This window comes from Rhizobium leguminosarum, from assembly GCF_002953715.1.
Lineage (GTDB): Bacteria > Pseudomonadota > Alphaproteobacteria > Rhizobiales > Rhizobiaceae > Rhizobium > Rhizobium leguminosarum_V.
Genome location: NZ_CP025012.1, coordinates 667,421 through 691,714, shown reverse-complemented (window position 1 = coordinate 691,714; position 24,294 = coordinate 667,421). Strand labels below are relative to the sequence as shown.

Below are 24,294 nucleotides of genomic sequence, written 5' to 3'. Positions count from 1 at the left end.
TTTGACACTCATCGAAACTCTTGCCTCTGTGAGGCCGGGTTCCGCGCTCGCGGAAGCCATGGGCAAACGCGCCGAGATCCTGCGCCTCAGTGAAGCGGCCCACGACGCAGTGCTTCTGCCACGCGATCCCGGCGGATTGTCGCACGGCCTGAGGGCAGCACTCGCCGCCCGCATGGCGCGGCACAACCGCAGCCCGGCGCTGGCAAGCCACTACGATACGCTCGTTGGCCGCGCCGACGAACCGGCGACAGCCTTGCTCGCCGAGCCGGGCACGAACGTGTCGGATCCGCGCACCGCCGAGATCGTTCGTCATGCCGACCGGCTCACGGTCGCGCCGCGCGATGCCACGCGCGGCCATGTGGAGGCATTGCGTCAGGTCGGCGTAACCGATGCTGACATCGTCCGGCTCGCGGAGCTTGCGGCTTTCGTCAATTACCAGGTGCGGGTTCTCGCCGGCCTGAAGCTGCTGGGAGAAATGCGATGAGCGAGGTCGTCCACACCTTCACCACCACGGTGCCGCGCTGGCAGCCCTATGTCGTTCCGGTCGATTTCGCGACCGCCACCGACGAGCAGCATGCAGCAATGCAGACGACGCCGTCGAACAAGGGCATCTCGCCCTATGTGCTGACCCTGGCGCACGATCCCGAAACGCTCGCGGTCCGCTCGCCGCTGTTCAACCTGATCATGTACGGCAAGGACGGACTGGCGGCCAGCGAGCGCGAACTCGGTGCCGTCGCCGCCTCCGTCGTCAACCGCTGCGTCTACTGCGCCGCCGTCCATGCATCCCGGTTCAACAACCTGACAAAACGCACTGATGTCATCGAAGCCGTGCTCGCCGATGGTCTCGAAGCGACGCTCGACGAGCATCTCCAGGCAATCTTCAACTTTTCGGCCCGACTGTCGACCACGCCGCCCGAGGCGGTCGCGGCCGACGCGCAGGCGCTGGCGGACGTCGGGCTCGACGAGTTGGAGGCTCTCGATCTCGTCCTCTCGTCGGCGATCTTCGGCTGGGCGAACCGCCTGATGCATACGCTCGGCGAGCCGATGAAGGACTGAAGTGTTTCCTCGGGAGCGACAACATGAATACCAGAATGCGGGTTCAGCCGTTGCTGACGCCAAGGCTCTGGCGAGCATGCAATGCGGGATCGAAGGCGAGCTTCACGATCAGGTCCGACAGGCTGTTTAGCGAGACGTCGTGTCCCTTGAAGAGCTCGCCCTTTCTGGTGAGCTGATAGCTGATCTCAGCGTCGTGCGTGAACCAACCCGGCCGCAGGATGGTATAGTCGAGGTCCGACTGCTCGATCAGTGCGGCAGAATCTCGATATGGATCGAGGACACTGCGATATTTCTCGCCTGGGACTTCGCCGTAGATGCCCATCGAACTGATGAAGATCAGCCGCTTCAGCCCCGCCGCATGCATGGCGTCGATGATCGACTGTGCTTGGCGAGCCATATCTCCGGACAGGTTGGCATAGACGACGTCCTGCTTTGCCATCGCCAACCGGAGTGCGTCGCTGTCGAGAACGTCGCCGTCAACGATTCTCACTCTTTCAGGTGCCGGGTTGGCGAGGCGGCTCGCCCGGCGCAGATAAAGGGTGAGATTGGCGTCCGTCCTGTCGAGGAGCATCCGCGTCGTGTTGCGCGCCAACTGCCCGTTGGCGCCGAGTATAAGGATGTTGGTCATGCTGATTTCCCTCAGTAGGTCGAGGTGAGAAGCTCCACGAGCCTCCACCCGGCGGGTTTACGGACATAGACTTCGGTGAAAGCCAGACGATACTGTCCTCGGTGTCCCCCCATGGTCACCGTGAAAACGGCCTTGCCTCGGAGTGTGGCTCGATCGCCCTCGACCGCAACCGAAGCGCCCCACGGCTCGATGCGGTTGTAGACAAAGCGGCCCGATCGCAGCTCTTCGATCCATTCTCGCTTCGAAGACACATGCCCGGTGATGTGGACGAAGTGCAGATCGTCGTCGAAAAGCGCCTCGACCAGATCGATACGGCCGGATGTCTTCCAACGGAATTTGTCCAGCGACAGGGCAATGATCTCCTCCTCGGCGCTTCCTGATGCTGCGTGGTTCATCGAGAACAGCCTTTCTGGTCGAGATGTGCTTGGGCCACTGCCTGCCCCCATCATCTAGCCCATGGGCGAAAAGACGATTAGGCTGCAAAATCCGCATTCGGTATTGAGCAGAATTCAAAAATGTCCCGAGACAGCATCAACGACCTCACTGTCTTCCTGGCAGTTGCGCGAGAACAGAGCTTCACGAGAGCAGCGGCAAAGCTTGGCGTCTCGCCTTCGGCGCTCAGCCATTCGATGCGGCTGCTCGAAGAGCGGCTCGGCGTTCGGTTGCTGACGAGAACGACCCGGCGCGTCTCCGTGACCGATGCCGGGGAGCGGTTGCTGCACTCGATCGAGCCGCACTTCGACGGCATTGATACCGCACTGGCGGCTCTCACAGAACTGCGCGACAAACCCGCAGGCACGGTTCGGATCACCGCCGGCGAGCATCCGACGACATCGATCCTCTGGCCGGCGATAGAGCGACTTCTTCCGGAATATCCGGATATCAAGTTTGAAATCACGGTGGACGGGGCGCTCACCGATATTGTCGCGGAGCGCTACGATGCGGGAATTCGGCTCGGCGAACAGCTGAACGGCGATATGATCGCCGTGCGGATCGGACCTGAGATGAGAATGGTGGTCGTTGGTTCGCCAGACTATTTCGCGCGCCACCCAAAACCGTCGACGCCGCAGGACCTGACTGCCCATGCCTGCATCAATCTCAGACTGCCGACCTATGGAGGCTATCTGGTTTGGGAGTTCGAAAAGGACGGCCGCGAGGTTCGTGTCCGTGTCGATGGCCCGTTGGCTTTCAACAACACGCAGATGGTGATGAGAGCGGCGCTCGGGGGCGTCGGACTTGCCTACCTGTTCGAGGATCATGCACGAGATGAAATCGAGAGCGGGCGGCTTGTCACCGTTCTCGACGACTGGAACCCGCTGTTCGATGGTTACTTCCTCTACTATCCGAGCCGCCGCCAGATGTCTCCGGCCTTCAGCGTGCTGGTCGACGCGCTGCGATACCGAACATCACGTTCCGATCATTGATGAGAATTCCTCAAAAGCGCATGCAGGAATAGCAATCTAATCGGCAGAATAGCCGGGTGCTATCTCTCGGGACATCCGCGGCAATCGCCGCAATGACGGTTCCGGAGAGCGCCATGAGATCACCCCCACAGGCCAGCCGGCCCTCCAGCCGAGAGGCAAACCCTTTATCGCACGCGGTCAACAAGACCGCGATCCTGACCATCATCCTCACCAGCTACGTGATGCTCGTGCTCGACACGTCGATCGTGCTGACGGGGCTTCCGAGCATTCATCGTGAACTTGGCTTTTCCGATCCTGAGCTCGCCTGGGTGCAGAGCGCCTATACCCTCACCTTCGGAGGCTTCCTGCTTCTGGGGGCAAGAGCGGGCGACATTCTCGGCCGCAAGCGCATGCTCACCATCGGCCTCGCTCTCTTCACCGCGTCTTCGCTCGCCATCGGTCTTGCCGAGACGCCGGCCTGGATGATCGGCGCGCGTGCCGTCCAGGGGATTGGCGGCGCTATTCTTGCGCCGGCCACACTGGCCTTGCTGCAGACGACCTTCGCCGAAGGGGGTGAGCGCACCCGCGCAGTTTCCTATTACAGCGCCGTCGCCGGCATTGCAGCCAGCGTCGGCCTCGTGCTCGGCGGTGTATTGGCCGAGTGGCTGTCGTGGCGTGTGGGCTTTTTCATCAATCTGCCGATTGGCTTCGGCATGATCCTCGCCGCCATCCGCTTCGTTCCGGAGACGCCACGGCAGTCGGGGCGGCTCGATATTGCCGGAGGCCTGACCTCGACGATCGGCATGGTGGCGCTTGTCTACAGCCTGATCCGTTCGGCGACCCATGGCTGGCATGATAGCCTGACCATCGGCCTTATCGCGGCCTCCCTATTGCTGCTGGTGGTCTTTGTTGCCATCGAACGGAGTGCTCGGCAACCGATCATGCCCCTGCGTCTCTTCGCCAGTCGCGAACGCGTCGGGGCCTATTCCTCGCGAATGCTCTTCCTCGGCGGAATGATCGGCTTCTTTTTCTTCACGACGCAGTTCTTGCAGAGTGTTCTTGGATACAGCGCTGCCGCCACCGGATTGGCTTTCCTGCCCGCGACACTCGTGAACTTTGCATCGGCAATGGCCGTGCCGCAGCTGACGAAGCGGTTCGGCAACGCCCGCCTGCTTGCCACGGGTTTTGTCCTGACCCTTATCGGAATGACCTGGCTCAGCCGTGTCTCCACCAATGTGGACTATCTGAGTGACATTGCCTTGCCGATGGTCCTGATCGGCTGGGGCCAGGGTTTCGTCCTGAGCCCCCTGACAGCCTCGGGCATATCAGGCGTCTCCGGGGCCGATGCCGGCGCCGCCTCAGGTGTGGTCAACGTCGCCCACCAGCTCGGCAATTCCCTTGGTCTTGCGATCCTGGTCGCCGTCACGGCTTTCGGCACGAGCGGCCTGGAAGGCATCCAACTTCTCGCCCATCGCGTGACGATGGCGTTGACGGGCTCGGCCGCGATGATGGCGCTCGCGCTTGTTCTCGTCCTTGCCCTGATCGTCCGGCAGCGCCGCCCCGTCTCGATCATCGTCCCAGTCGCCGACGAGTCGGTCGACGTCGCCTGAAGCGCGATCCGCCAATCCGTTCCAACTCAAGGAGATTTCCATGCAGAACAATACTCTGGAACAGCGCATCCAGACCCTCGAAGACAAGGTCGCCCTCAAAGCACTCGTCGACACTTTCGCCAATCTCGCCGACCAGAAAGATTTGGCCACTCAGTCCCTGCTCTTTGCCGAAGACGCCGTCGTCGACACCTACTTCGAAGGACAGCTTTTTGCGTCGCTCAAAGGCCGCAAGGAGATTCAGGAGACCTTTACCGGCTTCATGGCCAATTTCGAGACGGCCTACCATATCAATGGTCAGCATACCGCCGAAATTGACGGAGACCGCGCAACGGCAGTGCACTATTGCCTGGTTGTCCTCGTCAACACAGTCGATGGCAAAAAGATCAGAAATACCAACGGCGTTTATTATAATGACGAGTATGTGCGCCAGGATGGTCGGTGGCTGATCTCGAAGCGCACGTCGCATTTCACATGGCGTGACACGATGGAGATGGTCACTGCCTGACCGAGATAGAGGGTGCCGACGCGCCTGGCTGTATCGACACCGTTGGGCCCCGCTCCTCATCCGACTGCCGCCACCAACCAGGGGCGAGCCACGGGTCTCGACCCGTCCTTCGGACCCCCGCCTGCGGGGAGAAGGGACAATGCCGCGACCTCTCTGTTCCCCACCGGCCCCTCGCAGGGCACGTCCCCTCGCCCCGTTTACGGGGAGAGGGTTAGGGTGAGGGGCAGATCTTGTTCGAACGCTCAGAGCTGTTCCAGCATCGCGGCAGCGCCCGAGACGGTTGCCTGGCCGGGGCTTTCCTCGACGTTGAGGGCTTTCACCACGCCGTCTTCCACCAGCATCGAATAACGCTTGGAGCGGAGGCCGAGGCCGCCGGCGGAGAGGTCGGCGTCGAGGCCGACGGCCTTGGTGAAGCCGGCATCCCAATCGGCGAGGAAGTGGATCTTGCCCATGCCGCCGGATGATTGCGCCCAGGCGCCCATCACGTGCCAGTCGTTGACGGCGACGACGGCGATGTCGTCGACGCCCTTGCCAAGGATGGTGTCGCGGTTTTCGAGATAACCCGGCAGGTGGTTCAGCGAGCAGGTGGGCGTAAACGCGCCCGGCACGGCAAAGAGCACGACGCGCTTGCCGGCGAAGAGCTGATCGGTGGTGATTTCGACCGGGCCGTCAGCCGTCTTTTCCTTGAAGGTGGCGGCAGGAAGCTTGTCGCCGATCGCGATGGTCATGGTTTTCTCCTTGAGTTCTGGCTTTGGGAATTCCGGCTTGGCGGCGGCGGGCGCCGCAGGGGATCTGCGGCGACTATAGGAGCCCATCATTGAAAGGCAAGAGTGGTCTCCATGGCCCTTTCGCCGTCGATGACCAGCACGCCCCAGCGCTTGCCGGATATGTCGTAATTCTTAGGCAGTTTGCCGATAGCGACATCGACCTTGAAGGTGGCGCCGTCGCGCTTGCCGCCGATCTGCTTGGTGAAGGCATGGCCGCTCGGGCCGGTGACGATGATATCCGGCGCGGCCTTCCCTTCGCTCGGCCCCTCGCCCGGCCCCTCACCCGGCAAAGCCAGCGTCAACGACAGCGTCTTTCTATCGGGCGACATCGCATGCGCGATTACGTCGAAATCCTGCGATGGCGGCTTCGGCAGGCTCGCATCGGCGGCCTGAAGGATCGCCTCCTCTTGCGGGTGCGACTGGATGGCGGGGCCAAGCTTCAGCTGAAAATTCGCCTGGAAAGGAATGCAGATATCCTTGCAGATGCCGATGAAGGCGGCAGCGTCGATCGCAACCGGGCCTTTGCCGGCCGCCGTCAGCGACAGCGGCAGCGTCACCGGCGCGTCATAGGCGATATCCTCGATCGTCCCGTTGAAAAAATGCTTGGGAACGGGATAGGCGATGGCATCGAGCGTGACGCCACTCTCCGCCGCGATGGTGATCTGGGGCGGAATGCCATTGCCGCCGGGCTCTTTCCAATAGGTGATCCAGCCGGATTTCGGCTCGATCTGAAGGGCGGCGCGGATTTTGCCGGCGGCATCGGGTGCGAGCGCCACGAGGCGCATGCGCCCGCCCTCGTTGTCCGCCCAGGCGCTCATTTCCGCATGGGCGGAATAAAATGGCACAAGGGCTGCGGCCACCGACACAACCGCCATTAAAAGCCTGCGCGGGCCTGAGGAAATAATCATCATGGAACAAAGGTTTACCGAATGTGGTGTTTGGCCGCCAGAAGTCGCGGCGATTTAAATCTTCATTTTCAGTTGATTGATGTGTGACATTGGCCCATGTTTCTTTTGTCGAGGCCTTGGTGCGGTCTAGCAGCAGGAGGAACGATGTCCTTATTGACCCTGAAGAACAGACGGGAACGTGGCTTCTTCGATGGCCAGTTCCTCATCGCCATGCCGGGCATGGAAGACCGCAATTTTGCGCGCACCGTGATTTACATCTGCGCGCATTCGGATGCCGGCGCCATGGGCTTCGTCATCAACCGGCCACAGAGCCTCACCTTCACCGATGTGCTGCTGCATCTCGACATGATCAAGCAGGAAGATTCGATCGTGCTGCCAAAGCGGGCGCGCGAATTCCCGATCCAGACCGGCGGCCCGGTGGAAAGCGGCCGTGGTTTCGTGCTGCATTCGGACGATTATTCCAGCGACTCCAGCATTCCCGTCAGCGACGACATCTGCCTGACGGCGACGCTCGATATCGTGCGCGCCATCTCCAAGGGAAATGGGCCGACGCGGGCGACGATGCTGCTCGGCTATTCCTCCTGGTCGGCCGGCCAGCTCGAAAGCGAGGTCGTCAACAATGGCTGGCTCACCTGCCCGGCCAACGAGGAGTTGATCTTCGACCGCAGCCTCGACGACAAATACGAGCGGGCGCTCGCTGGCATGGGCGTAACCGCTGCGATGCTTTCGGCCGAAGCCGGCCATGCCTGAAAGCTGGCCTGACGGCAGCGGGAACGAATAGCCAAGAGTGACGTTTCATTTCGGCAAGCATGGACAAAAGGCCCATGCCGACCAAGGAGACATCACACATGGGTAGCACCAGCGACAAGATTTCCGGTAAGGCAAACGAAATTGCCGGCAAGACCAAAAAGGCCGTCGGCAAGGCGACGGACGATCGCGAGATGCAGGCCAAGGGCGCCGTCCAGGAAGCCAAGGGCAAGGGACAGGTCGCAACCGGCAAGGTCAAGGACAAGCTCAAGGGCGCCGTCGATCGGCTCTGAGCGACAGCACTAAGACGCGCAAAGGACGCTGTGCTTCCGATTTAAGGAATGCGCAGTCGACGCTCATCCTTTATCACCATGCCTGCTGCGCCCTCGCGCGGCAGGCATTTTTAATCCGTCACCCTCATGCTCTGCAGAGATAGATACGATGAAGCTTTTTGCCTGCGATAACTGCGATCAGGTCGTCCACTTCGACAACCGTCGATGCGTGCGCTGCAATCATCGCCTTGGCTTCCTGCCCGGCGATCTGGCGATGCATGCGCTGGAGCCGCGCGACGAGACACTCTGGCAGCTCGTTTCCAATCCCGATCGCGACGTCCGCTTCTGCGCCAATGCCAGCCTCGACATCTGCAACTGGCTGGTGGACGGTGACGGCGAGAGCGAATTCTGCGTTGCCTGCCGCCATAACCGGCTGGTTCCGAACACCGATACCCAGGACGGTATCGATCGCTGGCGGCGCATCAGCCAGGCCCAGCGCCATCTGTTTTATTCGCTGCTGCGCTGGAAGCTGCCGCATCCCGATCGGGCGCAAGACCCGCAGGGCGGCCTGGTCTTCGATTTCCTCGAGGATTCGATAGAGAGCAACGGTTATATCGTGCCGGCCATGACCGGCCATGAGGAAGGCCTGATCACCATCCGCGCCGCAGAGGCCGACGATGCGACGCGCGAACAGGCGCGCAGCTCGATGAACGAACCCTATCGCACGCTGCTTGGCCATTTCCGCCACGAGGCCGGCCATTTCATCTGGAACAAGCTGGTGCGCGATCGGGGCGGCCTTGCCGATTTCCGCGCCGTCTTCGGCGACGAACGGCAGGACTATGCGACAGCCCTCCAGAACCATTATGCCGGCGGCGCGCCCTCGGGATGGCAGGACAATTTCATCAGCGCCTATGCGGCGTCGCACCCCTGGGAGGATTTCGCCGAATGCTTCGCGCATTACCTCCATATCGTCGATACGCTCGAAACGGCGCGTGCCTTCGGCATCGCCATCGATCCGCGCGGCCATGAGGAAATCGCCGGCGAGGTGGATTTCATCCCTTACCGGGCAAGAAGCGCCGAACAGCTGGTCAGCGCCTGGGTGCCGCTCAGCCTGGCGATCAACGCCATCCAGCGCAGCATGGGACAGCCGGACTCCTACCCCTTCGTGCTGTCCTCGACTGTCGTGGCAAAGCTCGAATATCTGCACCGGCTGATCCAGGGCGCCGCGACGGCACCGCAGCAACAGGCGGCTTGAGGAGCTGGAAAGCTGTCGCTATCGTGAGGCGTCACAATATCTCCACCCTCATTCCTGTGCTCGTCACAGGAATCCAGCCACCGCGCGTCGGCGCGGTGAAAGAGTCAATGCAAGATCGGCTAGCTTTGACCGCATCACAGCGATCCATGCGCCGGCACGCAATCGCGTTTTCAGCTCGAACTAATCAAAAAGCCGTTTGTCGGGCACGATCGGAAGTTGAAGATATGCGACTATCACAGAAGATAGGGTCCAAAAGACGCCTGCCATGGTGGAGAGATATGAGAGGTCGTGAACGCCAGCGGCAAAGTTCGGATTCGAGTCGACAAGCGCGACGAGCCGCGGGCATAGCGCGCCCACGAAGGGTATGGCGATCCAGGCAAGCCAACGGACACCCAACCTTGCTGAAAGATACTCCACAGGTGCAAAGATAACGAGTGACAATCCGATGGCCGGCACCGCGAGAAAGAAGGCGAGTATCCAGTACAAGCCTCCCCCGGCGAAAAGAACGAGCACAAAGCCGAAAAACATCTGAAGGGCAATGCGCCCGAAAAGGCCACCAAGCGTCATCAGCCAACCCCTGTGTCGGATCCATACTATATCCGATGGAAATTTCGGCAGGCTTTCGAACTCGGGTAAAATGCGAACTGACTTAAAACGAAACCGCCTTGCCCTTCTTGAACGGCTCCATGCCCCTGCGGGCGAGTTCGTCGGCGCGTTCGTTTTCCGGATGGCCGGCGTGGCCCTTGACCCAGTGCAGCGTCACCTTATGGCGGTCACGGGCCGCCTCCAGCGCCTGCCAGAGCTCGGCATTCTTCACCGGCTTCTTGTCCGCGGTTTTCCAGCCGTTCTTCTTCCAGCCGAATATCCACTTGGAGATGCCGTCCTTGACATAGGCGCTGTCGGTATAGAGATCGACCTCGCAAGGGCTCTTCAAGGCCGACAGCGCCGAGATCGCCGCCAGCAGTTCCATGCGATTGTTCGTCGTGTCCGCCTCGCCGCCGCAAAGCTCCTTTTCGACAGCGCCATAACGCAGCACCGCGCCCCAGCCGCCGGGGCCGGGATTGCCGGAGCATGCGCCGTCGGTGAAGATATCGACGTGTTTCATAGGCTCAATCCATATTCGGCGGGCGATTTGATCTGGCGGTGGAAGCGCAGCTTGCGGAGATATTCGAGCGGGTCCTTCTTGGTGACCATGGCGCCTTCCGGCGTCGTCAGCCAGTCATAGAGCCGGGTCAGGAAGAAGCGCAGCGCGGATCCGCGCGACAGTACCGGCAAGGCAGCGATTTCGGCGTCGCTCAACGGCCGGACGCTCTGGTAACCCTCGAGCATCGCCGTGCCCTTGGTGATGTTGTAGGCGCCGTCCTTCTCGAAGCACCAGGCATTCAGGCAGATCGAGACGTCATAGGCGAGCAGGTCGTTGCAGGCGAAATAGAAATCGATCAGGCCGGAGAGCTGGTCGCCGAGGAAGAAGACGTTGTCGGGGAAGAGGTCGGCGTGGATGACGCCGGCCGGCAGGCCACTCGGCCAGGCAGTGGAGAGGAAATCGAGTTCGTTGCGGATCTCGGTCTGCAGGCCGGGCTCGACCTCGCCGGCGCGCGCCTCGGATTTCTCCCAGAGCCCCCGCCAGCCGTCGATCGACAGTGCATTCGCCCGCTTCAACTCGAAACCATCGCCGGCCACATGCATCTCGGCGAGCGCCCTGCCGACTTCGCGGCAGTGCTTTGCTTCCGGCTTTCTCAGCCACATGCCTTCGAGGAAGGAGATCAGCGCCGCCGGACGGCCGGAGAGTGAGCCGAGCAGCGCGCCATCCCGGCGCGGCAGCGGCAGCGGGCAGGACAGACCGCGGGCGGCAAGATGCTGCATCAGGCCGAGGAAGAAAGGCAGGTCGCTCTTTTCCACGCGCTTCTCATAGAGCGTCAGAATCAGCGGATCCTTGGAGGTGTGAAGCAGGAAGTTGGAGTTTTCGACGCCTTCGGCGATCCCCTTGTAGGAGAGCAGCGTGCCTGCGTCATATTCCGTCAGGAACCACTTCAGATCGTCTTCGGCGATATCGGTATAGACTGCCAAGTGAGGTCTCGCCCTTCATGCCTTGTTGATATTGGATTTGCCGGAGTGGACGCCAGGCCGAAAGGCCGATCTAGCCGTTGACGAAAGCCATGTCGGCCGCCGTCAGCTCGATGCTACGCAGTTCGCGGTTGACGAGGAAATTTTCGGTTTCCTGCACCGTTTCGGCCAGTTCGACGCGGGCGTCGAAGCGGGCGCGGAAAGCCTCGATGATCTCGTTGACGATGACTTCGGGTGCGGAGGCGCCGGCGGAGAGGCCGAGCGTCGAAATCGCGCCGATCTCGTCCCAGTCGAGCTCGGCGGCGCGCTGCACGAGGATGGATTTCTTCGCCCCTGCCCTGAGCGCCACTTCAACGAGGCGCTTGGAATTGGAAGAGTTCGGCGCGCCGACAATGATGAAGAGATCACAGCCGGGAGCTGCCTGCTTCACCACTTCCTGCCGGTTGGTCGTCGCATAACAGATCGAGTCCGCTGCCGGCGCCGTCAGGTTCGGGAAGCGCTCGTGCAGGCGGGTGATGACGCCGGCCGTGTCGTCAACCGACAGCGTCGTCTGGGTGACATAGCCGAGATTATCGGGATCAACGGGGACATAGGCGTCGGCATCCTCGATCGTCTCGATCAGCGAGACGGACCCCTCCGGCAGTTGGCCCATCGTGCCGATCACCTCGGGGTGGCCGGCATGGCCGATAAGGACGACATGGCGGCCGAGGCGATTGTGGCGCATCGCCTGCTTGTGGACCTTGGAGACCAACGGGCAGGTGGCGTCGAGATAGAAGAGGTTGCGGCTTGCTGCATCCTCCGGCACCGATTTCGGCACGCCATGGGCGGAGAAGACCACCGGCTGGGCGCGGTGTTCGGCCGGGATTTCGTCCAGCTCCTCGACGAAGACGGCGCCCTTGGCCTCCAGCCCCTCGACGACATACCGATTGTGGACGATCTCGTGGCGCACATAGACCGGGGCGCCATAGGATTTCAGCGCCAGCACGACGATCTGGATCGCACGGTCGACACCGGCGCAGAAGCCGCGCGGGCCGCAGAGCCTGATCGTCAAAGGAGGTTTCGCCGCAATATTCATGTCTGTTCCGGGTTGAGAGATTTAGGGACCTCTAGCCCAATATGGCCAGGAATTGAAGTGATACTATTGCTGAGGTGTCTTGGCGCCCTTGCGGAACCAGGAGATCGCCACCACGACGATAAGCACGGCGGCCAGTCCGTACCAGGTGAAAGCATATTGCAGATGGTCGTTCGGCAGATCCACTTGGGTGACGCCGCCGATCGGCAGGCCGGCCGGATTGGGGGTGGAATCGGCATCGACGAAAAAGGGGATGACGCTCGCTTTCTCCAGCCCGACGCTGGAGGCCATGACGTCGAGATCCTTCCAGTAGAAGATGTTCTTGGCGACGTCGTTGTCGGGCACCACCCAGGAAGGCTTGCCGGGAAGCTTTTCGCGCGCCAGGCCGGTGACGGTCTGCTGATCCGTCAACTGGCCCTGCATGCGCATTTCCGGCTCCTTGTTGTCAAAGGGAACGAAACCGCGATTGACGAAGAGACTGCGCCCGTCGGCAAGCTCCAGCGGGGTATAGATGTAATAGCCGGTCTGGCCGCGCCAGGTGGCGAAGAAGTGCCGCTCCTTGTTGTTGATATAGCGGCCGCTGGCCGTGACCTTGCGGTATTCGATGTCGAGGTCTGCAGCCGCCATCGCCTCGATGTCGGCCAGCGGCACGGGGCTTGCTGCCTGCCGCGCGGCTATATCGGCGATCAGGCCCTCCTTCCAGTGCAGGCGCTCCACCTGCCAGGTGCCGAGCGAAATCAGGATGGCAAGGGCGATCAGCACCAGGATGCCGGTGAAGACAGGCAGCCGGCGGCGCGGCGTTACATGCACTATTTCAGTCACTCAGGCGTCCTTCGCGGGCATTATGACGGTATTGCATGGCAATCAGGATGCCCTTGAACCAGCGCAGCGTCAGCAGCGACAGGACGATTGTCAGCGGAGCGAAGAGCAGGATGTGCACCCAGATCGGCGGCCCGTAATTGACCTGCAGCCACAGCACCATGCCGATGACGATGAAGCCGACGATGAGGATGACGAAGACGGCGGGGCCGTCACCGGAATCGGCAAAGGAATAATCGAGGCCGCAGGCGGCGCAGCGCGGCTTTACGCCGAGCAGGCCGTCGAACAGCTTGCCCTGGCCGCAGCGCGGGCAGCAGCCCTTGATGCCGGTTTTCACCGGATCGACGGGGGGAAAATGGGCGCTGTCCTCGTTCATTCCATTCCTTCCGGCCATTCCTTCCGACAGCCTGGCGGCCGCGGCTTTTTCGATGCTGCCTTAACTCTCCCATAAAGTATTCGCATCCCGAATGGAAATGCCTGCGCTTTTTCGTCCCGCTGATAGTTCTTCACATCGGAATCGATGTGAGGAACTATACAGCAATTCAAAGTGTTACAGCGTCCTTGCCGCGTCTGAAAAGTCGCGCGGCGCTGTAATGATTCGCGCCAAACAGAAGAAGAAGACTGATGACTAGAGATAACCATTCCGTGCAGATCATTATCCTGAACGGCGCGCCGCGGAGCGGCAAATCAAGCATCGCGCGCGCAGTACAGGAACACTTCGAGGGGCCGTGGCTCAACCTCGGCGTCGACGGCTACAATGCCATGACACCGAAGCGCTACCTGCCGGGCATCGGACTGCGGCCGGGCGGCGAACGGCCGGACCTGGAGGAACTGGTGCCGTTCTTTTATGCGGCGCTCTACGAATCGATCGCCATCCATGCCAGCCTGGGCCTCAATGTCATCGCCGATCTCGGCCACCATGACAGCTATTCGCAGCCGCTCGGCATCCTCGGCGATTGCGCCCGGCGCCTGGAAGACTTCCCCGTGCTGTTCGTCGGCGTGCGCTGTCCGATCGAGACGATCATGCAGCGGCGCGACATTGTCCAAGAAGGGCGCGAGACGCTTTATCTCAGCGCCACCGACGACGTGCCAGTCCCGGAACCGGTGCAGCGCTGGCAGGACGAGGTTCATCGTCCCGGCATCTACGACATGGAGGTCGATACCTCAGTGCTGACACCGCTCGAATGCGCCGAGGCGATCCGCCATCAGCTGGATCTCGGCATTCCCGAGCCATCGGCCTTCGAACGGATCGCCGGGGCGCGCTGAGCCGAAAAGAGCTAGCTCGAAGGGGTCCTAACCTCAGCCAGGAGATTGCCGCTGCCAGCCCCTCATCCGGCTGCCGGCACCGTCCTTCGGACCCCCGCTCGCGGGGCGAAGGGACTATGCCGCACCGGCTTCCCTCAATCTCGGCGCTGCGTTTGGCACGTCCCCTCTCCCCGTTTTTTACGGGGAGAGGGTTAGGGTGAGGGGCAGCCACGAGCGCGAACTGAACCGCCGTGGCACGGGCCGGGTAAAGGACGAGATTTGCCAACAAAAAAGGCGGGCACGAGGCCCGCCTTTTGCTTGACTATGGTTCCGATCAGCCGGCCGCGAGGGGTGCGCCCCAGCCGCCCCAGACGTAGATGCAGAAGAACAGGAACAGCCAGACGACGTCGACGAAGTGCCAGTACCAGGCTGCCGCCTCGAAGCCGAAATGCTGCTTCGGGGTGAAGTCGCCGCGCAGCGCACGGATCAGGCAGACACCCAGGAAGATCGTGCCGACGAGGACGTGGAAACCGTGGAAGCCGGTCGCCATGAAAAAGGTCGCGCCGTAGATCGAATTCTTGAAGGCGAAGGGCGCATGAGCATATTCATAGGCCTGGACGGAAGAGAACAACACGCCGAGCACCACCGTCAGCGTCAGGCCCTGGATCAGGCCCTTGCGGTCGTTGTGCAGCAGCGCATGGTGCGCCCAGGTCACCGTCGTGCCCGACAGGAGCAGGATGACGGTGTTGTAGATCGGCAGGTGCCAGGGATCGAGGACCTCGATGCCCTTCGGCGGCCAGGTGCCGCCGGTATAGAGCAGCCGCGAGGCCTGGATCGCTTCGTTCGGATAGAGGCTGGCGTCGAAATAGGCCCAGAACCAGGCGACGAAGAACATCACTTCCGAAGCGATGAACATGATCATGCCGTAGCGCAGGTGCAGCGAGACGACGCGGGTGTGGGCGCCCTCATGGGCTTCCTTCACCGTATCGGCCCACCAGCCGTACATGACGTAGAGCACCAGCGCGAAGCCGATGTAGAAGAGCCAGGGATTGGCGAGCTCCGCGCCGGCGACCTTGAACGAGCCGCCGTTGAGATAACGCATGTAGCAGACGCCGCCGATCGCCATGATGAAGGCGCCGAGCGAGGCGAGAATCGGCCACGGGCTCGGATCGATGATGTGATAGTCGTGATTCTTCTGGTGAGCATCGGCCATGTCGTTATCCCCGGATGTCTTCCTTCACTCCGCTCCCGGCATAGCCGGAAACGAGCCTTGATCAAAGTTTCTTTTCAATCTTCTCCGCTCCACCCTCATTCGAAGCCACCGGCTTCGGACCCTCTTTCGGGTAGAACGTATATGACAGCGTGACCGTGTGGATATCCCTGGATTCCACGGCCTTGACGATTTCAGGATCGATGTAGAACACGACCGGCATGTCGAGCTTCTCGCCGGGCTTCAGGTCCGTTTCCGTAAAGCAGAAACATTGCACCTTGTTGAAATAGACGCCCGCTTCGCCCGGCGTGACGTTGAAAACCGCCTGGCCGCGCTGGGTTTCGTTCGAACGATTCTCGGCGGTGAAATTGACCTGGATGGTCTCGCCGATCTTCGGATTGACCTCGCGCTGGACCGGCTTGAATTCCCATTGCAGGCCGGGCGCGACATTGGCGTCGAAGGTGACGCGCATCGTGCGATCGAGCACCACGCTCGACATCTGGTCGACGCGCTGCGTCGTGCCGTTATAGCCGGTCACCTGGCAGAAGATGCGATAAAGCGGCACGGCGGCATAGCTCATCGCGCCCATGCCGAAGACGAAGCTCAGGCACATCATCACGACGGCGCCGTTGTTGCGGCCGGGCTTTTTCGGTGTATCGGCGTTTTCGCTCATCCCGCCGTTCCCCCGCCGATCTTCACGATTGCCATCACGTAGAAGAGAACGACGAGGCCGGCCAGCACCAGCCCCAGCGCGACGTTGCGGTTGCGGCGCGACTTGAGCTGCTTTTCCGTGAGCTTGACCAATTCCATCAGAACCAACCTCCCGTATGCGAGACCAGCAGCGAGGCCAGCCGGTCGATCATCAAGGCGGAGAACACGGCGAAGAGATAGAAGATCGAGAAGCCGAAGAGCTTCTTCGCCGGGATCATCTTCACATCGCCGTCGGGCATGCGCCAGACGGCGATGGAACAGTATATGAAGATCGCGCCGAGGGCGGCCGCGACAAGGCCATAACCGAGGCTCGCGAAACCGAGGAAGGACGGCAACACCGCACAGACGGCGGTCAGCACCGCATAGGCGACGATCTGATGCTTGGTCACCCGTTCGCCGGCGACGTTCGGCAGCATCGGCACGCCGACGGCCTCGTAATCGCGCATCTTGAAGAGGGCAAGCGCCCAGAAATGCGCCGGCGTCCACAGGAAGATGATGAGGAAGAGAACGGTGCTCTCGATCGTCACGCTGTTGGTCACGCAAGCCCAGCCGATCATCGGCGGGAAGGCGCCGGCAGCGCCGCCGATGACGATGTTCTGCGGCGTCGAGCGCTTCAGCCACATGGTGTAGACCACGGCATAGAAGAAGATGGTGAAGGCGAGGATGCCGGCCGAGAGCCAGTTGACGGCCAGGCCGAGGATCACCACCGAGAAGCCTGACAGCACCAGGCCGAAGGCGAGCGCCTCGGAAGGCGCGATGCGGCCGGCCGGGATCGGACGGTTGGCGGTGCGGCTCATGATCGCGTCGATATCGGCGTCATACCACATGTTCAGCGCGCCGGAGGCTCCGGCGCCGACGGCGATACAGAGAATGGCGATCAGGCCGAGGACGGGATGGATGTGGCCCGGCGCCAGCACGAGACCGGCAAAGGCAGTGAAGACCACGAGCGACATCACCCGTGGCTTCAACAATTCGAAATAATCGCGCGCACTCGCTTCCGACAATTCGCCGTCCTTTGCAAGCACCTCGTGATTGTCGATGACCGTCATCATTCTGTCCTGAATGTCTTACCATCAGGACGCCGTATCGAAAGCGGCGTCCTGATGTCCGCGCAAATTACTTAATGCGCGGAAGCTGTTCCCACTGGTGATAGGGCGGCGGCGAAGGCAGCTGCCATTCGAGCGTCGTTGCACCCTCACCCCACGGATTGTCGCCGGCGACGCGCTTCTTGGCGAAGGCTTCGAAGACGCCGTAGAGGAAGATCAGCACACCGAAGGCCGAGATGTAGGAACCGATCGAGGAAACATAGTTCCAGCCGGCAAAGGCATCCGGATAATCGATGTAGCGGCGCGGCATGCCGGCGAGGCCGAGGAAGTGCTGCGGGAAGAACACCAGGTTGACGCCGATGAACATGATCCAGAAATGCAGCTTGCCGACCAACTCGTTGTACATGTAGCCGGTCATCTTCGGGAACCAGTAGTACCAGCCGGCGAAGATCGCGAAGACGGCGCCGAGCGACAGAACGTAGTGGAAGTGGGCCACGACGTAATAGGTGTCATGCAGCGAGCGGTCGAGACCGGCATTGGCGAGCTGGACGCCGGTGACGCCACCGACCGTGAACAGGAAGATGAAGCCGATCGCCCAGAGCATCGGCGTGCGGAACGAGATCGAGCCGCCCCACATCGTCGCGATCCAGGAGAAGATCTTCACACCCGTCGGAACGGCGATGACCATCGTCGCGAAGACGAAGTAGCGCTGTGCGTCGAGCGACAGGCCAACCGTGTACATGTGGTGGGCCCAGACAACGAAGCCGACGGCGCCGATCGCGACCATGGCGTAGGCCATGCCGAGGTAGCCGAAGATCGGCTTCTTCGAGAAGGTCGAGATGATGTGGCTGACCATGCCGAAGCCCGGCAGGATGAGGATGTAGACCTCGGGGTGACCGAAGAACCAGAACAGGTGCTGGTAAAGGATCGGGTCGCCGCCGCCTTCCGGAGAGAAGAAGGAGGTACCGAAGTTGCGGTCGGTGAGCAGCATGGTGATGCCGCCTGCCAGAACCGGCAGCGACAGCAGCAGCAGGAAGGCGGTGATCAGCACGGACCAGGCAAACAGCGGCATCTTGTGCAGCGTCATGCCGGGAGCGCGCATGTTGAGGATCGTGGTGATGAAGTTGATCGCACCGAGGATCGACGAGGCGCCGGCAATGTGGAGGGCGAAGATCGCAAGATCGACCGCCGGTCCAGGCGTGCCGGTCGTTGCCAGCGGCGGATACATCGTCCAGCCGCCACCCGTGCCATAAGCGCCTGCCGGGCCTTCGACGAACATCGACAGCAGCAGCAGCGCGAAGGCGGGAACGATCAGCCAGAAGGAGATGTTGTTCAGACGCGGGAAAGCCATATCAGGCGCGCCGATCATGATCGGCACCATCCAGTTGGCGAAACCGCCGATCATCGCCGGCATGACCATGAAGAAGATCATGATCAGCGCGTGCGCTGTCGTGAACATGTTGAACATCTGCTTGGCGCCGTCGATCGCGGCATCGCCCTCATAGCCGTAGACCATCGAGGCCAAGCCGTGGAAGATCTGGATGCCCGGTTCCTGCAGCTCCATGCGCATGGCAACCGACAGCGCGCCACCGATGATGCCGGCAATGATCGCGAAGATCAGATAGAGCGTGCCGATGTCCTTGTGGTTGGTCGAGAACAGCCAGCGATTGGCAAAGCTCGGCTTGTGCGCGTGATCATGGTGATCGTCATGCGCGTGGTCATGGTGGGCGTGATCATGAGAATGATCGTCGTGAGCGGAAGGTCCAGCCATTGTCCCGATCCCCTTAATTACTGTGCTTCGGCGACGTTGACGGTCTTTGCGGGACCATCGGTTGCAGCCATGAGTGTCTTGTAGGCGCCGGGCAGGTCGCTGGCGGCTGCGGTCAGCCACTGCTTGTACTTGTCCTCGGAGACGACGCGGATGGCGATCGGCATGAACGCATGGTCCTTGCCGCAGAGCTCGGAACACTGGCCGTAGAACAGGCCTTCGCGCTCGGCCCTGAACCAGGTCTCGTTCAGGCGGCCCGGCACGGCATCGATCTTGACGCCGAAGGACGGCATGGCGAAGGCGTGGATGACGTCGGTCGGCGCAGAGGTCACGAGAACGCGGACCGTCTTGTTGACCGGCAGGACCAGCTCGTTATCGACGGCCAGAAGTCTGGGATAGATCGACTTGTCTTCCTTGCCGGCGGCCGCGCGGTCCGTATCCTTCAGCAGGTAGGAATCGAAAGCCAGCGGGCTTTCGCCCGAACCTTCATATTCGTAGTTCCACTGCCACTGGGTGGCGGTCGCCTTGATCGTGACGTCGGGGTTTTCAGGCAGCGTCAGCTGCGCCGTCAGCAGGTTGAACGAAGGAATGGCGAGAAGAAGAAGCACCAGGACCGGCCCCACGGTCCAGGCAATCTCGATCAGCGTGTTGTGGCTCGTCTTCGAGGGAACCGGGTTCGCGCTGGCGCGGAACTTGAAACAGACGACGATGAGCAGGGCCAGAACGAAAAGCGTGATCGGAACGATAAACCACAGGGTATATTGTTCGAACCAATGGATCTCCCGCATGATCGGCGTTGCCGCCGGCTGCAGCGTTGCCTGCCACGGCATGGGCTGGTCGGCATATGTGCCGGAAGCAAAAAGCAGACAGACCAGCGTGGTCAGGGCTGCATAAGCCTTCTTCATCACCTTATTATCTCCCTCGAGCGCTTGACCTGCAAAATAGAACGCAGAATCCTTGCCATCTTCAGCGCTTCAAACCACAGTTTGGCATTTGCCGCAACAGGTCAGAGCAATTGTCTATGCGGCATTTTTGCTCAAAGCATAGGCAGGTCAGAACGGCAAAACATCCCAAGTTTTTCATCAGCATATGAAAAATCGGCTTTCCGGCCAATCCGCGCGCGACACATTATTTCGCAAAGGTCCAATTTCCGCCGCAGTCCCCCGGTTTTCACGGGGTGGGGCTTTTCATTTTTGGTGGGCAGCTTCAACAATAGCCGCAATGATTCGATATCCAGAGGTTTCCATGGGTTTCCGTTCCCTCGCGCAGTCGCTTCTCCTGACTGCCAGCATCGCGGCCGCAGCGACGACGCCCGTTTTCGCACAGCAGCAACCCACGCCGTCACAGGCCAAGCCCCCCGCTTCGGCGCCGGCGCCGACCCCTGCTCCGGCGCCGCAACAGCCGAGCGCCACCAAACCGAATGTCGAACAGGTGACACCCGGCCAGACGCAGCCGCCGGCGCCCGGCACGGTAAAGTCCAATCATGGCGCATGGTCTGTCGTCTGCGACAAGCCGGCCGGGGCTGCGACCGAACAATGCGCGCTGATGCAAAACGTCATCGCCGAGGATCGGCCGGAGGTCGGGCTTTCCGTCGTCGTGCTGAAGACGGCCGACCGCAAGTCGAAGATTCTGCGCGTGCTGGCGCCGCTCGGCGTGCTGCTGCCGAACGGCCTCGGGCTGAATGTCGACGGCAAGGATATCGGCCGCGCCTATTTCGTCCGCTGCTTCGCCGATGGCTGCTACGCCGAAGTCGTGCTCGAGGACGAGTTGCTCAAGACCTTCCGCAGCGGTGCCCAGGCAACATTCATCGTCTTCCAGACCCCGGAAGAAGGCATCGGCATCCCCGTCGACCTCAAGGGCTTCGCCGAAGGTTTCGACGCCCTGCCGTGATGCGGGCTGCCGTGGGGTCCGCCCCTCATCCGGCTGCCGCCACCGACCGGGGTCGAGCCACGGGTCTCGACCCGTCCTTCGGACCCCCGCTCGCGGGGCGAAGGGGATATGCCGCAACCTCTCCGTTCCCCACTCACCTAGCGCAAGGCACGTCCGGGTTAGGGTGAGGGGCGGATATTTTCTCGGCATTCGAACAAATCAGCTCTCAAAGTGATTATGCAAAAAAGCCGCGCCGCCACGCAGCACAAGGCGGTGGAAACGCTCACATCCCATTAAAAAAGAATAATTCGACGGCGGGGCTTCACTCCTTATTATGTGGAGCCCTATCTAGGGAGTAAGTGCACTCCTGAACGCATGCCCATTGGAGCCATACCATGACCACCGATCTCCTGACGCTTTTCGATGCCGATGAAGCGACGATGCGCAAGCACGTGGCTGAGGCGCTTTCGGGCGCCGATGACGGCGAACTGTTCATCGAGCATGCGCAGGCAGAAGCGCTGACCTTCGACAATGGCCGGCTGAAGGGCGGCAGCTTCAACACCGAACAGGGTTTCGGCCTGCGCGCCGTTGCCGGCGAAGCGGTCGGCTATGCCCATGCCGGCGATCTCTCGGTGGCGGCGCTGAAGCGTGCGGCCGATGCGGTCGGCGCGGTGACACGCGGCTATTCCGGCTCCTACGCGGCAGCACCGCAAGGCACCAACAAGAAATTCTACAGCGACGAGAACCCGATCGGCCAGCCGAGCTTCGAGGAGAAGGTCAAGGTCCTGCAGGACATCGATGCCTATCTCAGGGGCAAGGATGACAAGGTGCGCCAGGTGACGGCCTCGGTCGCCGCAAGCTGGCAGGTCGTCGACATCCTGCGCGCCGACGGACACCGCGTCCGCGACATCAGGCCGATGACGCGCATCAACATCTCGGTGATGGTCGGCGAAGGCGAGCGGCAGGAGAGCGGCTCCTATGGCAGCGGCGGGCGCATCGGCTTCGGTGATTTCATCGCCGAGGGCAGCTGGCAATACGGCGCCGACGAGGCGCTGCGCCAGGCGCTCGTCAACCTCGAGGCGATCGATGCGCCGGCAGGCACGATGGACGTCGTTCTCGGTTCGGGTTGGCCGGGCGTGATGCTGCACGAGGCTGTTGGCCACGGGCTGGAAGGCGATTTCAACCGCAAGAAAACCTCGGCCTTTTCAGGCCTCCTCGGCCAGATGGTCGCCGCTCCCGGCGTCACCGTCGTCGATGACGGCACGATCGACAATCGCCGCGGCTCGATCACCATCGACGACGAGGGCACCCCGTCTGCCTACAACGTGCTGATCGAAAACGGCAAGCTCGTCGGCTATATGCAGGATCGGCAGAATGCCCGGCTGATGGGCATGGCGCCGACCGGCAACGGCCGCCGCCAGGGCTATTCCCATGTGCCGATGCCGCGCATGACCAACACCTACATGCTCGGCGGCGACAAGACGCCTGAGGAAATCATCGCCTCGGTGAAGAAGGGCATCTATGCCGTCTCCTTCGGCGGCGGCCAGGTTGATATCACCTCCGGCAAGTTCGTCTTCGGCTGCACCGAGGCCTATCTGATCGAAAACGGCAAGGTCGGTGCGCCGATCAAGGGCGCGATGCTGATCGGCAACGGGCCGGATGCGATGAAGCGGGTGTCGATGATCGGCAACGACATGAAGCTCGATACCGGCATCGGCAATTGCGGCAAGGCCGGCCAATGGGTTCCCGTCGGCGTCGGCCAGCCGCATCTGCGCATGGATCAGGTGACGGTCGGCGGCACGCAGACCTGAGGCAAAAGGATCGGTCATGGCGGACGTCGAAATCAGAACCTTCACCGCCGATGACGCCGATGCCGTGCTTTCGGTGATCCTGCCGATCCAGCGCGAGGAATTCGGCATCGATATCACCGTGGATGCGCAGCCGGATCTCCGGGTCATCCCGGATTTCTATCAGTCCGGCAAGGGGCAGTTCTGGGTCGCCGTCAAGGATGGCGCCATCGTCGGCACGGTCGGGCTCAAGGATATCGGCAACAACCATGCGGCGCTGCGCAAGATGTTCGTCTCAGCTGAGGTTCGCGGCCACGAGCATGGCGTGGCGGCGCGGCTCCTCGATCGCCTGTTTGCCCACGCCAGGGATGTTGGCCTCACCGATATCTTCCTCGGCACAACCGACAAGTTCGTCGCCGCGCATCGCTTCTACGAGAAGAACGGCTTTACCGAGATCGCCAAGAGCGCCCTGCCCCGCTCCTTCCCGCTGATGGCGGTGGACAGCAAATTCTACCACTATAAGGTCGGCTGACTCCAGCTTTGGGAAGATCGGGATGCGGCTGATTTCGCGATGGCAGAATTCGGCGGGTGAACGGGTGCGGATCGCGCTCAACCTCAAGGGTATCCCCTATCACTACGTTTCCGTGAGCTCGCTGGAGCCGGGCGAATATCGCCGGCTCAATCCGCAGGGGCTGCTGCCCGCACTCGATATCGGCGGCCATATCGTGCCGCAATCGTCAGCCATCCTCGCATATATCGAAGAGACCTACCCCATTCCGAGCCTCCTGCCCGAAGATCCCGGGCTGCGCGCCCAGGCGAGAGGTTTTGCCGCCCATATCGCTTCGGAGATGCACGCTTTGACGGTCCAGCGTGTCCGGCATCTCCTGCGGGACGACCTCGGCGGCGGCGAGGCGGAGGTGAAGCGCTGGCTGCAGCATTGGCTGGGCCTCGGCTTTGCAGCGCTCGAACAGACGCTTGCGCAGCGTCAGAGCCCGTCGCCCTTCTGTTTCGGCGATCGTCCGGGCTGGGCCGATCTGCATCTCATCCCGCAGATGAGCAATGCCCGCCGTCTCGGCCACGATCTCTCACCCTATCCTCTGCTGCTTGCAGTCGAGCAGCGGTGCGTGCCGCTCGACGCCTTCCGCTCCGCAACGCCGGAGATGCAGCCGGATTTTCCGAAGACGGAGGGCCTTGCCTAAACCATTGTGCAGTATCGCATCAGCCCTTCGACGTCAGCGCCGGCTGGAACCGCCACTTCCGCTCGATGGCGGCGGCGAGATCGATATCGTTGCGGCGGGCAAAGAGCAGGATGTGGCCGAGCAGGTCGGCGGTTTCGTCGGCGAGATCGCGGTCGAGTTCTTCCGGCGTCCGGTCCCTGCGGCGCCCGCGGCCGGTCAGGCGGTTCCAGGCCTGGGTGAGTTCACCCACCTCCTCCTGCAGCTTCAAGAGAAACCAGTCGGGGTCCCGCTCGATGCCATTGGCTGCGGCATAGGCCGCGGATGAGGTTTCGAACTGATCGGCGAGACGGCGCAGCATGAAGGTTCTCCTTTTG

General features: G+C 61.8%; 30 protein-coding genes. 13 read left to right on the top strand and 17 right to left on the bottom strand.

Annotation, left to right across the window (positions count from 1 at the left end; genetic code table 11):
- The first annotated feature begins 1 nt into the window (after position 1).
- On the top strand, positions 2-484 hold the full coding sequence (locus tag CUJ84_RS03390) for a CMD domain-containing protein (RefSeq protein WP_105005180.1): 483 nt from the start codon (positions 2-4) through the stop codon (positions 482-484).
- Positions 481-1,056 (top strand): peroxidase-related enzyme, encoded by a 576-nt coding sequence (locus CUJ84_RS03385; RefSeq protein ID WP_105005179.1) that lies wholly within the window; start codon positions 481-483, stop codon positions 1,054-1,056. Before CUJ84_RS03390 ends, CUJ84_RS03385 begins: the two co-directional genes overlap by 4 nt.
- Positions 1,057-1,099: 43 nt before the next feature.
- Here CUJ84_RS03385 and CUJ84_RS03380 read toward each other — a convergent pair whose 3' ends face one another.
- Positions 1,100-1,684, bottom strand: coding sequence for an NAD(P)H-binding protein (locus CUJ84_RS03380; RefSeq protein WP_105005178.1), 585 nt, complete (start codon positions 1,682-1,684; stop codon positions 1,100-1,102).
- Between the two features lie 11 nt (positions 1,685-1,695).
- A complete protein-coding gene (locus tag CUJ84_RS03375) occupies positions 1,696-2,079 on the bottom strand; it encodes a nuclear transport factor 2 family protein (RefSeq protein WP_158686900.1) in 384 nt (127 codons plus the stop codon).
- 120 nt (positions 2,080-2,199) lie between these two features.
- Between CUJ84_RS03375 and CUJ84_RS03370 the strand changes: the two genes are divergently transcribed.
- The 3 genes from CUJ84_RS03370 to CUJ84_RS03360 all read left to right on the top strand — a co-directional run bounded on the left by CUJ84_RS03370 (position 2,200) and on the right by CUJ84_RS03360 (position 5,202).
- Positions 2,200-3,108, top strand: a complete 909-nt coding sequence (locus CUJ84_RS03370) for a LysR family transcriptional regulator (RefSeq protein WP_105005176.1) — start codon at positions 2,200-2,202, stop codon at positions 3,106-3,108.
- 113 nt (positions 3,109-3,221) lie between these two features.
- Positions 3,222-4,697 (top strand): MFS transporter, encoded by a 1,476-nt coding sequence (locus CUJ84_RS03365; RefSeq protein WP_105005175.1) that lies wholly within the window; start codon positions 3,222-3,224, stop codon positions 4,695-4,697.
- Positions 4,698-4,737: 40 nt separating this feature from the next.
- Entirely contained in the window at positions 4,738-5,202 is a 465-nt protein-coding gene (locus CUJ84_RS03360) for a nuclear transport factor 2 family protein (RefSeq protein ID WP_105005174.1), read from the top strand.
- A 242-nt stretch (positions 5,203-5,444) separates the two neighbouring features.
- On the opposite strand, the gene CUJ84_RS03355 is transcribed toward CUJ84_RS03360, so the two are convergent.
- Both CUJ84_RS03355 and CUJ84_RS03350 read right to left on the bottom strand, forming a co-directional pair.
- Positions 5,445-5,930 carry a peroxiredoxin gene (locus CUJ84_RS03355; RefSeq protein ID WP_011650769.1) on the bottom strand — a complete coding sequence of 162 codons (486 nt, stop codon included), beginning with the start codon at positions 5,928-5,930 and terminating at the stop codon, positions 5,445-5,447.
- 86 nt (positions 5,931-6,016) lie between these two features.
- Positions 6,017-6,880, bottom strand: coding sequence for a protein-disulfide reductase DsbD domain-containing protein (locus tag CUJ84_RS03350; RefSeq protein ID WP_105005173.1), 864 nt, complete (start codon positions 6,878-6,880; stop codon positions 6,017-6,019).
- A 141-nt stretch (positions 6,881-7,021) separates the two neighbouring features.
- Between CUJ84_RS03350 and CUJ84_RS03345 the strand changes: the two genes are divergently transcribed.
- From CUJ84_RS03345 to CUJ84_RS03335, 3 genes are all read left to right on the top strand, one after another.
- Entirely contained in the window at positions 7,022-7,627 is a 606-nt protein-coding gene (locus CUJ84_RS03345; protein WP_105005172.1) for a YqgE/AlgH family protein, read from the top strand.
- A 98-nt stretch (positions 7,628-7,725) separates the two neighbouring features.
- Positions 7,726-7,917 carry a CsbD family protein gene (locus tag CUJ84_RS03340; protein ID WP_105005171.1) on the top strand — a complete coding sequence of 64 codons (192 nt, stop codon included), beginning with the start codon at positions 7,726-7,728 and terminating at the stop codon, positions 7,915-7,917.
- Between the two features lie 148 nt (positions 7,918-8,065).
- Positions 8,066-9,151: a zinc-binding metallopeptidase family protein gene (locus CUJ84_RS03335; protein ID WP_105005170.1), complete on the top strand. Its 1,086-nt coding sequence runs from the start codon at positions 8,066-8,068 to the stop codon at positions 9,149-9,151.
- Positions 9,152-9,331: 180 nt separating this feature from the next.
- Here the strand turns inward: CUJ84_RS03335 and CUJ84_RS03330 are convergent, their stop codons facing one another.
- The 6 genes from CUJ84_RS03330 to CUJ84_RS03305 form a co-directional block, all read right to left on the bottom strand.
- Entirely contained in the window at positions 9,332-9,718 is a 387-nt protein-coding gene (locus tag CUJ84_RS03330; protein WP_105005169.1) for a hypothetical protein, read from the bottom strand.
- 82 nt (positions 9,719-9,800) lie between these two features.
- Positions 9,801-10,256, bottom strand: coding sequence for a ribonuclease HI (rnhA, locus tag CUJ84_RS03325; RefSeq protein ID WP_105005168.1), 456 nt, complete (start codon positions 10,254-10,256; stop codon positions 9,801-9,803).
- Positions 10,253-11,218 carry a homoserine kinase gene (locus CUJ84_RS03320; RefSeq protein ID WP_105005167.1) on the bottom strand — a complete coding sequence of 322 codons (966 nt, stop codon included), beginning with the start codon at positions 11,216-11,218 and terminating at the stop codon, positions 10,253-10,255. Before CUJ84_RS03320 ends, rnhA begins: the two co-directional genes overlap by 4 nt.
- A gap of 70 nt (positions 11,219-11,288) precedes the next feature.
- Positions 11,289-12,290: a 4-hydroxy-3-methylbut-2-enyl diphosphate reductase gene (gene ispH / locus CUJ84_RS03315; protein ID WP_003545997.1), complete on the bottom strand. Its 1,002-nt coding sequence runs from the start codon at positions 12,288-12,290 to the stop codon at positions 11,289-11,291.
- Between the two features lie 63 nt (positions 12,291-12,353).
- Positions 12,354-13,109: an SURF1 family protein gene (locus tag CUJ84_RS03310; RefSeq protein ID WP_105005166.1), complete on the bottom strand. Its 756-nt coding sequence runs from the start codon at positions 13,107-13,109 to the stop codon at positions 12,354-12,356.
- Positions 13,102-13,482: a DUF983 domain-containing protein gene (locus CUJ84_RS03305; RefSeq protein ID WP_003557084.1), complete on the bottom strand. Its 381-nt coding sequence runs from the start codon at positions 13,480-13,482 to the stop codon at positions 13,102-13,104. The genes CUJ84_RS03310 and CUJ84_RS03305 overlap by 8 nt, the downstream gene beginning before the upstream one ends.
- Before the next feature lie 248 nt (positions 13,483-13,730).
- On the opposite strand from CUJ84_RS03305, the gene CUJ84_RS03300 reads away from it, so the two are divergent.
- Positions 13,731-14,372 (top strand): chloramphenicol phosphotransferase CPT family protein, encoded by a 642-nt coding sequence (locus CUJ84_RS03300; RefSeq protein WP_105005165.1) that lies wholly within the window; start codon positions 13,731-13,733, stop codon positions 14,370-14,372.
- A 313-nt stretch (positions 14,373-14,685) separates the two neighbouring features.
- Here the strand turns inward: CUJ84_RS03300 and CUJ84_RS03295 are convergent, their stop codons facing one another.
- From CUJ84_RS03295 to coxB, 6 genes are all read right to left on the bottom strand, one after another.
- The gene (locus CUJ84_RS03295; protein ID WP_105005164.1) at positions 14,686-15,564 is read right to left on the bottom strand and encodes a cytochrome c oxidase subunit 3; all 879 of its coding nucleotides are present in this window, start codon (positions 15,562-15,564) and stop codon (positions 14,686-14,688) included.
- Positions 15,565-15,625: 61 nt separating this feature from the next.
- A complete protein-coding gene (locus CUJ84_RS03290; RefSeq protein WP_105005163.1) occupies positions 15,626-16,234 on the bottom strand; it encodes a cytochrome c oxidase assembly protein in 609 nt (202 codons plus the stop codon).
- The gene (locus CUJ84_RS38200) at positions 16,231-16,371 is read right to left on the bottom strand and encodes a hypothetical protein (protein WP_012756322.1); all 141 of its coding nucleotides are present in this window, start codon (positions 16,369-16,371) and stop codon (positions 16,231-16,233) included. Before CUJ84_RS38200 ends, CUJ84_RS03290 begins: the two co-directional genes overlap by 4 nt.
- Positions 16,371-17,321: a heme o synthase gene (locus CUJ84_RS03285; protein ID WP_105008075.1), complete on the bottom strand. Its 951-nt coding sequence runs from the start codon at positions 17,319-17,321 to the stop codon at positions 16,371-16,373. The genes CUJ84_RS38200 and CUJ84_RS03285 overlap by 1 nt, the downstream gene beginning before the upstream one ends.
- A 67-nt stretch (positions 17,322-17,388) precedes the next feature.
- On the bottom strand, positions 17,389-19,089 hold the full coding sequence (ctaD, locus tag CUJ84_RS03280) for a cytochrome c oxidase subunit I (RefSeq protein WP_105005162.1): 1,701 nt from the start codon (positions 19,087-19,089) through the stop codon (positions 17,389-17,391).
- Positions 19,090-19,106: 17 nt separating this feature from the next.
- Positions 19,107-19,991 carry a cytochrome c oxidase subunit II gene (gene coxB / locus CUJ84_RS03275; RefSeq protein ID WP_042954399.1) on the bottom strand — a complete coding sequence of 295 codons (885 nt, stop codon included), beginning with the start codon at positions 19,989-19,991 and terminating at the stop codon, positions 19,107-19,109.
- Between the two features lie 316 nt (positions 19,992-20,307).
- Between coxB and CUJ84_RS03270 the strand changes: the two genes are divergently transcribed.
- From CUJ84_RS03270 to maiA, 4 genes are all read left to right on the top strand, one after another.
- Positions 20,308-20,976, top strand: coding sequence for an invasion associated locus B family protein (locus CUJ84_RS03270; protein ID WP_199788765.1), 669 nt, complete (start codon positions 20,308-20,310; stop codon positions 20,974-20,976).
- Between the two features lie 374 nt (positions 20,977-21,350).
- Entirely contained in the window at positions 21,351-22,766 is a 1,416-nt protein-coding gene (gene tldD / locus CUJ84_RS03265) for a metalloprotease TldD (protein ID WP_105005160.1), read from the top strand.
- Positions 22,767-22,782: 16 nt separating this feature from the next.
- Positions 22,783-23,274, top strand: coding sequence for a GNAT family N-acetyltransferase (locus CUJ84_RS03260; protein ID WP_105005159.1), 492 nt, complete (start codon positions 22,783-22,785; stop codon positions 23,272-23,274).
- A 22-nt stretch (positions 23,275-23,296) separates the two neighbouring features.
- Positions 23,297-23,941: a maleylacetoacetate isomerase gene (maiA, locus tag CUJ84_RS03255; protein ID WP_105005158.1), complete on the top strand. Its 645-nt coding sequence runs from the start codon at positions 23,297-23,299 to the stop codon at positions 23,939-23,941.
- A gap of 19 nt (positions 23,942-23,960) precedes the next feature.
- Here the strand turns inward: maiA and CUJ84_RS03250 are convergent, their stop codons facing one another.
- Positions 23,961-24,278: a MazG nucleotide pyrophosphohydrolase domain-containing protein gene (locus tag CUJ84_RS03250; RefSeq protein ID WP_012756314.1), complete on the bottom strand. Its 318-nt coding sequence runs from the start codon at positions 24,276-24,278 to the stop codon at positions 23,961-23,963.
- Positions 24,279-24,294 lie beyond the last annotated feature (16 nt).